Source organism: Halalkalibacter alkaliphilus (genome assembly GCF_023555415.1).
Taxonomy (GTDB): domain Bacteria; phylum Bacillota; class Bacilli; order Bacillales; family Bacillaceae_D; genus Halalkalibacter; species Halalkalibacter alkaliphilus.
On record NZ_JAKRYL010000024.1, the window covers coordinates 20,002 to 32,073 of the forward strand.

A 12,072-nucleotide genomic window follows, 5' to 3' on the forward strand; every position below is an offset into this window, starting at 1 on the left:
CCCTTGAGATAGCCCTTTTTTATTGATTAAGTAATTCTTCCATTTCTGTTAATGTCTTTTCAAAGACGGCAAGAGCCTGCTCAATTGGCTCTGAAGACGTCATGTCGACTCCAGCATGTTTTAATACTTCAATCGGATAATCTGAACTACCGGCTTTTAAGAAGTCTAAATAGCGAGATACTGCTGCTTCCCCTTCTTCAAGAATTTGTTTTGATAGGGCTGCTGCCGCGCTATATCCGGTTGCATACTGGTAAACATAGAAATTGTAATAAAAATGTGGAATACGGGCCCATTCTAGTCCAATCTCTTCATCAATAACAAGGTCTTCTCCAAAGTATTTTACATTCAGATCATAATAGGTCTTTGTTAATAATTCAGGTGTTAATGCTTCGCCATTTGCCGCCTTTTCATGGATAAGTTGCTCAAATTCAGCGAACATCGTTTGGCGGAATACCGTGCCTCTGAATCCTTCTAAGAAATGATTTAACAAATATAACTTTTCCTTAGGGTCATCCGTATTCTTTACCATATAGTCATTAAGTAAAGCTTCATTCAACGTAGAAGCGACTTCTGCTACAAATATTGTATAATCACCATATACGAAAGGTTGATTCCGACGAGTATAATAACTGTGTAGGCTATGCCCGAATTCATGAGCCAGTGTAAAAAGATTGTTGACGTTATCTTGCCAGTTCATTAAAATATATGGCATTGTTCCATATGCACCAGAAGAATATGCACCACTACGTTTACCAACATTCTCCTCCACATCAACCCAACGCTTCGTAAACCCTTCTTTTAATGTTGAGACATACTCTTCTCCTAATGGTGATACCCCTTTAATTACAAGCTCTTTAGCTTTTTCATAAGGAATTTCCATCTTCACATCTTTTACAAGTGGAGTATACAGATCATACATATGCAAGTCATCGACACCTAGTACTTTTTTCCTTAATCGAACATAGCGATGAAGCAGGTCTAGCCGATTATTTACTGTTTCTATGAGTTGATCATAAACTACTTCAGGTATATGATTTGCACTTAAAGCAGCTTCTCGTGCTGAATTGTACTTTCTTACTTTTGCATAAAATAAATCCCTTTTCACTTGTCCACTAAGCGTAGAAGCAAATGTATTTTTGTATTTATCATAAGTGTTATATACAGCTTTGAATGCATCTTCTCGTACACGACGGTCGCTGCTTTCTAAGAAACGAATATAGCGTCCATGTGTTATTTCTACTTCCTCTCCATTTTCGTCTTTAATAGTTGGAAATTTAAGGTCAGCATTATTAAGCATCCCAAATGTATTACTAGGGCTATTCGTCACTTCTGCTGCTTGAGCTAAAATCGCTTCCTCCGCTTCAGATAACACGTGAGCTCGTTGCTGGTTTAATTCGGAAAACATTTGTTTATAAAGCTTTAGCCCGTCATGGTCGCTCATAAACTTTTCAATTTTTGATTCTTCAATTGAAAGAAGTTCCGGAACAATAAATGAGGCAGCTTGACCAACCTGTGCAGCAAGACTTGATGCACGATCATTTAATCCTTGATAATAAGAATTCGACGTATCTTGATCATTGCGCATATGTGCATACGCATATAAACGCCCAAGCTTTTCTGAAATCTCATTTTGCTTTTCAAGTGCTACGAATAACGTCACTGCCGAATCGGCTAGTGTTCCTTTACAAGCCTCAAGATACGGAAGCATAATTTGAATCTCTTTAAATTCTTTTTCCCATTCTTCATCGGTTTTGAAAATAGCTTCTAGGTCCCATGTTTTCTCTACAGGAACTTCATCTCGCTTTTGCAATTTTTTTGACAATTGATTAGCACCTCCACTTTCTTTCCATATTATATATTCGACTTTAGGTCACTTATTCCTTTATTCTTCCCTTCATTTCCCTTCCTCATGAGAGCGATTAAAGTATCGCAATATAATGTTTGATCATACGTAATTGCTTCCTCTACCGTTTTAGGATGTACGATATCTTTCATTCTTTTAAAATAGCGTTTTGGCGTTTGCTCTAAATATCCAATTTCAACGAGAAATTGAAAATAGCCAATAATCGCTAGAGACCAATGCCTATCATCATTCATAGAACGTAACATAAATAAATTTTTGTTTAAGTAAGGTTGGATACAATGAATGGCGAGGTGAATGGAAAATGGTTGATTTAGAGGCTGGTGCTCAAGACACTCTAATAAGAGGTAGGTTTGCCAATAACAAGGGGTGGATGAAATAAGTTCATAATGATTTGTTGGCCAACCTGCTTCAATTGGAAAGAGACTAGGGGCTATGCGGCGTCGATACAGGAGACTTTGCAGTAATTTTTCAGCTTTATTTGGGTATGGGTTAGGTTGATGATAACGCCAATGCTTCTTAACAGTAAGCCAATGATCTAAAATATTTGTGTTGTTTTTCCTGGGATTAAGGATTGTTTCAAGAGAAGAGGCTGTAGTGGATACTTCTTGATATGAAGCTAATAGACGAGTCGCACTGTACGGGGTTAATTGCTGTAAGAAAACAAAACTAGATTGTTCAGGACAGAAATAAGTAAGAAAACGTTGCTGGTCTGCTAAGAAACGAGTTGAATGCCATTCAAATGATTTCATTGAAAACGTATGAGGTCCGTGTCTCTTTAAACGATTTCCACCTAGAATCCAGATCGGAATGATTCCAAGTTGTTGATAACCTTCAGAGCGACTTTTTAGAAGTGTTGATTCAATGGGGGAACACTGAAATTCCAGTGCATAAAGGGTGTTTTGTTGGCGAAATAAAATATCAGGCCTTTGTTTTATAAGTGGCAAGTATACTTCCATTGCGACTTTCAGTTGTTGATTTTTTAACCAATCATATAACTTTCTTTTGCCTTTAAGATGATACATCGTTTCTCTTTCTAATGAATATAGACATATACTATTTGCTCTATGAGCAAAATGCCAGAGCTTTGAAGAACCTAGTTTCAACTGCACTTGAGACTCACAAGCCTGACAGAAAAAGTCTCGTTTTTTGCGCAACTCCTTTAACTCGTCAATGTGCCATTGGTCTGCCATCGATATAATCGTTCCATCTGCTAACTTAGCGTTAAACATTAATCCACCTCCATCTATATACCTAAATCAATTCGTCCTTTATTTTTATAAATCCTGCTTAAAGTAAATAATTATTATAAAAAAGGTTCTTTTTATAGTTTTTTTAAAAGGGGGTGTTTCAAGAGGGCAAAAACCTTTTGAGACACCCTTTACAATAAAGGTGATAATAATCTAGAAGTAGATTCAATAATTCGATATAAAATAGAACGATTTCTAAATAATTGATAGCTTAATTGATTTGAATGCTCTAAATCATAAACAAAATCACTGACAAGGGTCGTCACACTCTTCGTTTGATATAAATAAGCATTCACTTCAAAATTCAAATGAAAACTGCGCATATCCATATTTGATGTACCAATTGAAGCCATCTCATGGTCAACAATAATTAATTTACTATGCATAAATCCACGGTTGTATTCATAGATCTTCACTCCCGCCTCTAACAGCTCTGGAAAATAAGAACGTGAAGCATGAAATACAATTCGTTTATCAGGACGACTAGGCACGAGCAATCTCACATCAATCCCACTTAACGCAGCGATCTTAAGCGCACTTAAGATGTCATCATCAGGAATAAAATAAGGACTAGCAATCCATATTGACTTTTTAGCAGACGTTATCATGGAGAAAAATAGCTTTTTATTCACTTCCCAACGCTGGTCTGGTCCACTTGCAATCATTTGGACGCCTCCATCAGCATGAACTGACGTCAAAGCAGGTGATAAATATGTTGGGTTCAAGATTGTTTCCCCTGTCTGATAATGCCAATCTTGTAAAAAAATTAGCTGCAACGTTCTGACCGCTTCGCCTCTAACAAATAAATGTGTGTCTCTCCACTTTCCAAAGTATGAATGTTTCCCTAAATATTCATCCCCAATATTTAAACCACCAACAAAACCTACGATGCCATCAATAACAATGATCTTTCGGTGATTTCTGTAATTAATTTTGTGATTTAAAAATGGAAGTTTCACTGGTGAAAATGCAACTATTTCAACACCAGCCTCTTTTAAATCACGAATATACCTTTTGGAAAGCCGCCAGCTGCCTACAGCATCATAAAGAAATCGAACTTCTACACCTGCTTTAGCTTTATTAATTAAGATATCTTTAATCTCTTGCCCAAGTTCATCGCTGCGGACGATATAATATTCAAGGTGAATGTGATGCTCTGCTAATTTCAGCGCTTGTAAAATATGAGCAAACGTCTCTTTCCCATCTGTCAAAACCTTCGTTTCACTAGAAAACGAAACAGGATTTTTTCCAAGACGATGAGCCAACCTAAAGAGCAGTTGTTGGTGTCCACCCATTTTTTGAATTTGATCCTCATTCAATTGTCTATGACCCTCAATTTTCTCAAAAGCTTGTTCATCTTGAAGGGCTTTTATAGAAAAAGATCGACTCTTTCGCTGATTTTGTCCAAACAACAGATAAAAAAAGAAACCAACTAACGGAAATGCTGCTAGTACTAATAGCCAAGTTAATGTTTTTGTTGGGTGTCGATTCTCAAAAAAAATAACAACAGCTATAAAGACGACAGATAATGAAAAGGCAACGCTTAATGCTCCAACTACCCAACCTTGCCAATACATCCTTGTCATATAAAGAACAGCTAATAACGAGGTTAAGAAAATGAATATATTAAATTGATTTCTCATTTGACACTCCAAAAAAATAGTTGCATTCAACTAAAATAGGAGGACCCTCAGGATCCCCCTTATTTCTGCAAATATCTAAGAAAATACTTGCCTTTCTTATAGCAAATACAGGTTTTGTACAGGTTTATCTACTCAAATAACTGCATTGCTGCTTATTTAGAAAATGAGGATCGAATGATTGGCAGAGCATTTTCTCTTACAATTTCTTTCCCGTATTCTTTCATTCGATAGATCGAGATATCAGACTCGTAGCCATATTCAAGCATTTGGCTTAACATATCATCTTGCTCATCTTCATTGTAACTGTCGTCATTAAAGACTACATGAAGATAATACGTACCTTCAAAATGATAGAGCTCATTATATAAATCATCGATAAAGAAGTTATGACTTAAAGAAATCACATCTTCAAAATCTTTAAATCCGATGACAATTTCAAGATGATCATTAGCTAAATCTAAATCATCATCTTCACTCCCCGACATCAAGTCAACAAGATTTGTTTCATCTGATTCCTTGTCAGTAACTGGAATTTCAAGTTTCACACTACCGTCTGAAACCTGACCTCTTGTCACAACTATTTCTAATCCTTTATCTAATGCATGAACCTGTATCCATAAAGGTCCATCCAATTCTAATGCATCATCACTATCATTGGCTTCATTCATCATTTCGAAGAAGAGCTCTTCTCCACGCTCACGATTGTACCAAATTTCATCTCGGTCAAAGCCTCTATCCTCAATATCTGTATACGTAATAAAAAACTTAATGGTCGTATCATTGACGCGTTCAATATCCATATTCGCTCTCCCTCCTAATCGAGTAATGGTACTAGACTTCGTTTTTGATGAGGAAATCCTCTATAAACCCCCTTCAATTTCTTAGTCATGTAGCAAAGCCTTTCACATTCGTACTAAAAAGTAATTCGTGATATGTGCTCTGATTCCTTCCTACTAGCTAGGATATCTTGTGGGTTGCCTATATCGCTCATCTCAATATAAGCTTACTACTATTTTATGATAAATCTAATGAAAATGGAAATTTAAAAACTATATTTTATCCTATTTTCAAAAAAATCTGTACTATAACCATTATAACATTTGTTCAGTCAGATATGCCTCCTGAAATTTTCATCATATTTTCCTTGGATGAGCCATATATGTTCTTAGTAGGCGGTTAGACAAGCTACATATACATCACTTACGTCACTGCTAAATGTATGACATATTTCTAACCATTATGAAACAAATAAAGTGCTTTTGCCAAAGGATGATGCAAACTATGGATACTGATTTTCTAATATCTCTCTTAACTATTATTGGCATCGATATTATTTTAGGTGGAGACAATGCCATTGTTGTTGCCCTTGCTTGTCGAAATTTACCACTAGAAATTCGAAACCGAGCCATTGTTCTTGGCATTTGTTTGGCACTTGTAACAAGGATGTCCCTTACCGTTGTAGCTGTACAACTTCTAGAGATTCCATTCTTACTTGCAATCAGTGGTGCCCTTTTAGTTTACATTGCTTATAGTTTGTTAACAGAACAAGCAGATGATCGCGAAATAGAGGGCGGAACAAGCCTTTGGAGTGCTATTAAAGCTATTATTATTGCAGACTTAGTAATGGGATTTGATAATGTGATCGCTGTAGCCGGTGCAGCACATGGTGATCATACACTTGTATTAATTGGCTTACTTGTTTCTGTTCCAATTATCATTTGGGGGAGCAAACTAATTTTAAAAGCTTTTGACCGTTTTCCAATTATTGTTTATATCGGTGCGGGAATCTTAGCTTTTACAGCAAGTAGAATGATAACCCATGAAGAAATGTTAGCTCCACTTTTTTATCACCATCCCATTTTCACTTTATGTTTCCAAATTTTTGTGATTGTTGGAGTCATCTTAGCTGGTTCGTATCGTATTAAGTCAAGTAAGAGCTTTTCATAATGAGATGAACCACCAAACAAAACCCTTCTACATACTTTGAATATGTAGAAGGGTTTTTTATTAATTGACTAGTCGCTGTGCCTCTTGAAGCTGGAAAGTTCTAACTTTACGAGGTAAGAAACGACGAATTTCAGCGTCATTATATCCTACTTGCAAACGTTTCTCATCGAAAATGATAGGACGACGAAGCAAGCCAGGATTTTCACTAATGATTTGAAACAATGTTTGCAAAGGGAGTGATTCTAACTCGACATTTAGTTCTTGGAAAACCTTTGAACGCGTTGATATAATTTCATCCGTTCCATCCTCAGTCATCCGAACCACTTCTTTAACCTCTTCAACAGTTAGTGGAGATGCAAAAATATTTCGTTCCTCAAATGGAATATTATGTTCCTCTAGCCAAGCTTTCGCTTTTCGGCATGATGTACAACTAGGTGATGTTAATAATGTAACCATATGGCGGACCTCTCCTTTCAAGTTTGAGATCTATGACGAACTTAGATGTTTTAATGTCAATTTCGTTGATTACATAACTATTATACAAACCTGTTCAATTTTTGTATATACAAATTGAAGCTTTTTTCTATACATTTTTGAACAATGCATACAACTAAATAAACATACAGAGGTTAATTACCCTCTTCATGACATTATAAACCTATTATACAAAAAAATCTTTTCTAAACAAATATGTTTATTTAGTGTTTTGTAACTTTTATTTTTTAGACTCATACTTGTCACATGTTTGTCACACCTTAAGAACAACAAAACTTTGCTATATTTTCACCTTTTTCCACCATTTGAAGTATTTACATAAAGTTGTAGGAGTTGAATATGCTTTGAAGGTTTGTATGAGAGTTTTTTTACTTCTTTTCTTTTTAACTGCCTGTGGAACAGATGATATAACAAGTGACCAAACAGATCGACAGCGGCTAATCGTTGAAGTAGAAAGGATCGAGCGAAGTGCCATTCAACAAACCCTTGAGCTATCCGGACAGCTGCTGCCGAAAAACCAAGTCCCCCTTTTCACGACTATGCCGCTTGAAGTATCTGAAGTTCATGTCAATGTCGGACAATCCGTCGAACGAGGAGATCTGCTTATAACACTTGACGATGAAGAAGCTGAACGTCAAGTCAGTCAAGCCCGTAGTGCACAAGACGAGTTACAACGAAGCTTGGCTCAGGTAAAAGAACTTAATCGATCTATTGAATCAAATGCTGCTAACATGAATGAACTAGAAACTGAGTTACAGCAATCGATCAATCGGTCACGCACTCTTATAAACGAATTAGACCCGACAAGTTTTGAGGGTTCAATCGTTGAATTATTACAATCTTCTTTAGACGTTTCCATTAGACAAGCAGAACTACTCCAAGCAGCCGGTACTGCTAGTTCGTACACACCCGTTAATACATTGGAATTAGAACTACAGATCTCACAAGCAGAAGAAGCTGTACGCCAAGCAGAGTCAGCACTACAAGCAACCAAACTGACGGCTCCTATTACAGGACTTGTGTCCCAATTAGATGTTGCCAAGGGCCAAACTGCACTACCTAATATGGCACTTGTAACAGTTGTTGATCTGAAAGAAATGAATGCAACATTCTCAGTTAATAACTTTCAAGTTACGAAACTTCAACCCGGCTTAGACGTGGAACTGTCTGTTTCTGGTGTGAACGAAACACTGCTTAGTAAAATTGCAACTGTTTCTCCTGTAGTCAATCCGCAAACAAATACGTTTACTGTTCAAATACCTGTCAGCAATGAGTCTTTGACATTAAAAGGTGGAATGAGAACTAGTGCTATCGTCGATTTAGATACAATAGATGACGCTATTGTCATCCCTGCTAATGCCATCTTGTATCAAGATGGCGAGCCCTATACATTTGTTGTTGACGATCTAATCGTAAGAAGACAAGTACTAGAACTAGGCTCAAGAGATGGAGATCTATTTGAAGTGATCTCAGGTGTAGAAGAGGAAGAACAAGTAGTGACAACAGGTAAAGAACGATTAACAGATGGGGCGGAAATTACAATTCGAAGCGAGTGAATGGAATGAACATAGCAAAATTATCTGTATTACGACCCGTTGCCATGGCCATGTGTATTGTTCTGTTAATCATGTTAGGTACGATATCACTTCTAAATCTTCCCGTTGACCTTTTTCCTGAATTAAATTATCCGGTCGTTGCCGTAACTGCATCATATGAAGGTGCAGGTCCCGAAGAAGTTGAGAACTTGATTACTCGCCCTATTGAGGAATTGATGTCAAGTGTCCCTAATGTAGAGTCTGTATCATCGACATCCCGAACAGGTGGTTCGCTTATTCTTGTATCATTTGATTGGGGAACAGATCTGGACTTTGCCACACTTACGATGCGCGAGCGAATTGACCAAATTCGTGATAGTTTACCTCTAGGTGTAACAGCACCTCAGGTCATGAGATTTGACCCAAGTATGTTACCAATCATTCAATTAGCAATAACGGAGCCAAACGCCAATATAGCTGAAGTGAAAAAGTTAATTGAAAATGAAATTCAACCTAGATTAGATTCAGTTGAAGGAGTTGCAGCGGTTCAAATTGAAGGTGGTGCTGATCAAGAAATTCTTCTTGAGGTTGACCCAGACCACTTAGCCAATTTTGGACTGAGCTTAACAGATTTACAGCAGCTTATAAGTAGTGAAAATTTGAATATTCCTGGCGGTCAGGTGACCGACGCTAATCAAAGCTTACCTACTCGTATTACAGGGGCATTCAGATCAGTTTTTGACTTAGAAATTTTGCCTATCCCAACTACGGAAGGGGTCATCCCTCTTGGGAAACTAGTCACTATTTTAGAGACTACAGCCCCTGTTCTTCAGCAAAGCTATTTAAATGGCGAACCTGCAGTTGGTATTTCCATTCTTAAAACTTCTGGCACGAACACAGTTGCAATCGCTAGAAATGTCAAAAATGAAATTAAACAATTAAAAGAACTGCTACCACCGGGAATTGAAATTCGCTCGATTTTTGACCAAAGTCGTTTTATTGAACAATCAATTCGTGCTGTTGGGTGGAATATTATCATAGGTGGTTTGTTAGCCGCATTTGTCCTTTACTTATTTTTACGTAATATCCGGAGTACGCTCATTATTGGGTTCTCGATCCCTATTTCAATTATGACAACGTTTCTTTTCCTGTATTTTTACGGGGAAACGTTAAATATTTTAACCCTTGGTGGGTTAGCACTAGGGGTTGGTATGATGGTCGATAATGCAATTGTCATTTTGGAAAATATATACCGTAAGCGTCAATTAGGAGAAGGGAAGAAAGAGTCTGCGATTAATGGAACAAACGAAATCGGCGGCGCCATTATCGCGTCAACATTAACAACAGTTGTTGTCTTTCTTCCAATTGTATTTGTGGAAGGATTAGCTGCTCAATTGTTTAAACCATTGGCGATTACCGTTGCATTTTCTTTACTTGCTTCGTTAATTACGGCTTTAATTATCGTTCCATTGTTATCATCGACATTTATGAAAATAAATGAAGATACTTCGGCATTTCAGCGCGGCTTCGACCGTACAAAGGCACTTTATCAGCGATTATTAGAGTGGGCATTAGCTAAACCAAAAACGGTTATTTTTTCAACTCTTGTAATACTTGGCTCATCCCTTGCTTGTATTCCCTTCCTTGGTACTGAATTTTTACCAGCACAAGATCAAAGCTTTATCAGCATTGATGTACGTTTACCAGTAGGAAACAACTTACAAACAACAACTGAGCTTACTGAGGAAATTGATCAACAGCTACTTTCAATACCTGAGATTGACCTTTCTTACGTGACTATTGGTGGAACTGATAATTTCACAGTCGGTGCCGGATCTCAAACTAACCGTGCCTCTTATACCATTTTGCTAACAGATGTAACGAAACGCACCCGATCAGATTTGGTCATTGCTGAAGAAATTCGCCAGCTCCTTGCTGAGATTCCTAATGCTAACATTGCTGTTTCAGCTAGCGATACTGGCTTCTCAGAAAACCCTATCTCCATTACAGTCAGAGGACCAGATTTGCAAACACTTAAACGAATATCTGATGAGATGATTCACACAATTTCCAACGTTGAAGGAGTGCGTGAACCTTCTTCTAATTATACCGAAGGAAATCCAGAAGTTACCGTCTCAATCAATCGTTCAAAAGCCGCCTCTTATGGAATTGGCAGTGCACAAATTGCAAGTACAATTGGAAATGCAACAAAAGGACTTGTTGCAACAAAACTAACTCGTAATGGGGAAGAACTAGATGTTCGCCTTCAAGTAGAGGATCGCTATACAGCATCTGTTGATCATTTAGAGCAGCTTCTTATTGATACTCCAACCGGAGAGCGAATTCCCCTTGCAGCAGTGGCAACTGTAGAACGTGGACAAGGACCTAGTTCCATTCGCAGGGCGGACCGGCTCAGAGAAATCACCGTACGAGCTGATATATTAGGAAGAGATTTAGGAAGTATCGTAGCTGACATTGAATCCGCTTTGAAAGAAGAAGTGCGCCCCACTCTTCCAAGTGGATATCGAATCACTTTTGGTGGACAAAATGAACAGATGAACGATGCCTTTTTCAAACTGAGCGGAGCAATCGCTTTAGCAATTGTATTAGTCTATATGGTCATGGCGGGGAGATTTGAATCGTTTTTCTATCCATTCATTATCATGTTTTCTGTCCCTGTTACGGCTATTGGAGTAATTTTTGGGCTATTGCTTACGAATCAGCCTGTTGGCGTTGGCTCATTAATTGGAATGTTAATATTAACTGGGATTGTCGTTAATAATGCGATTGTTCTCATAGATTATATTAATACATTAAAAAAAGAAGGGCATAACACGTACGATGCGATCGTTAAAGCTGGCCCTACAAGACTGCGGCCGATTCTCATGACTGCCTTAACTACAATTTTAGGATTAATTCCACTAACACTAGGGTATGGTGAAGGGACTGAGGTACAGCAGCCCATGGCCATAGTTATTGTTTTCGGATTGGCTGTTTCAACCTTTATTACGTTGATTTTAATTCCAGTCATCTATCGGATTACCGATAATGTAAGGAAAAAAAATAAAGCAGCTCACCTAGAGGTTTAATAGGGGCTACTTTATGCTTTGCGAGCAACATAATAAAAGAAGATGTTTCAACGGGCTCCCCCCATTGAAACACCTCTTCTTTATTTATGCAGTTGTGCGTCTTGATGGAGTCGGCATTGGGCTACGTCTTGAACCAGCCTTCCACCCTCTCATGTTTTTCTTAAGAAAGTCTTTTAACATTTCTCTCTTCTTTTTGTTGTTACGGCGTCTTACATCTTTCCTTTTCATTTTCATCACCCTTATCATTGATGA

Annotated in this window: 9 protein-coding genes; 3 read left to right on the plus strand and 6 right to left on the minus strand. The window is 37.6% G+C overall.

Annotated features, from left to right (window positions below):
* Positions 1–19 precede the first annotated feature (19 nt).
* From pepF to mecA, 4 genes are all read right to left on the minus strand, one after another.
* Positions 20–1,822, minus strand: coding sequence for an oligoendopeptidase F (gene pepF / locus MF646_RS18650; RefSeq protein WP_250098010.1), 1,803 nt, complete (start codon positions 1,820–1,822; stop codon positions 20–22).
* Between the two features lie 29 nt (positions 1,823–1,851).
* Positions 1,852–3,093 (minus strand): competence protein CoiA, encoded by a 1,242-nt coding sequence (locus MF646_RS18655; protein ID WP_250098011.1) that lies wholly within the window; start codon positions 3,091–3,093, stop codon positions 1,852–1,854.
* A 149-nt stretch (positions 3,094–3,242) separates the two neighbouring features.
* A complete protein-coding gene (cls, locus tag MF646_RS18660; protein WP_275980373.1) occupies positions 3,243–4,754 on the minus strand; it encodes a cardiolipin synthase in 1,512 nt (503 codons plus the stop codon).
* Positions 4,755–4,906: 152 nt separating this feature from the next.
* On the minus strand, positions 4,907–5,554 hold the full coding sequence (mecA, locus tag MF646_RS18665; RefSeq protein WP_250098012.1) for an adaptor protein MecA: 648 nt from the start codon (positions 5,552–5,554) through the stop codon (positions 4,907–4,909).
* Positions 5,555–6,035: 481 nt separating this feature from the next.
* Here mecA and MF646_RS18670 point away from each other — a divergent pair, with 481 nt between their 5' ends.
* Positions 6,036–6,701 (plus strand): TerC family protein, encoded by a 666-nt coding sequence (locus MF646_RS18670; RefSeq protein ID WP_250098013.1) that lies wholly within the window; start codon positions 6,036–6,038, stop codon positions 6,699–6,701.
* A 60-nt stretch (positions 6,702–6,761) separates the two neighbouring features.
* Here the strand turns inward: MF646_RS18670 and spxA are convergent, their stop codons facing one another.
* Entirely contained in the window at positions 6,762–7,157 is a 396-nt protein-coding gene (gene spxA / locus MF646_RS18675; RefSeq protein WP_034631830.1) for a transcriptional regulator SpxA, read from the minus strand.
* Positions 7,158–7,552: 395 nt separating this feature from the next.
* On the opposite strand from spxA, the gene MF646_RS18680 reads away from it, so the two are divergent.
* Entirely contained in the window at positions 7,553–8,752 is a 1,200-nt protein-coding gene (locus tag MF646_RS18680; protein ID WP_250098014.1) for an efflux RND transporter periplasmic adaptor subunit, read from the plus strand.
* A 5-nt stretch (positions 8,753–8,757) separates the two neighbouring features.
* Entirely contained in the window at positions 8,758–11,820 is a 3,063-nt protein-coding gene (locus tag MF646_RS18685) for an efflux RND transporter permease subunit (protein ID WP_250098015.1), read from the plus strand.
* Positions 11,821–11,904: 84 nt separating this feature from the next.
* Here the strand turns inward: MF646_RS18685 and MF646_RS18690 are convergent, their stop codons facing one another.
* Positions 11,905–12,048 (minus strand): hypothetical protein, encoded by a 144-nt coding sequence (locus MF646_RS18690; protein WP_250098016.1) that lies wholly within the window; start codon positions 12,046–12,048, stop codon positions 11,905–11,907.
* Between the last annotated feature and the right edge of the window lie 24 nt (positions 12,049–12,072).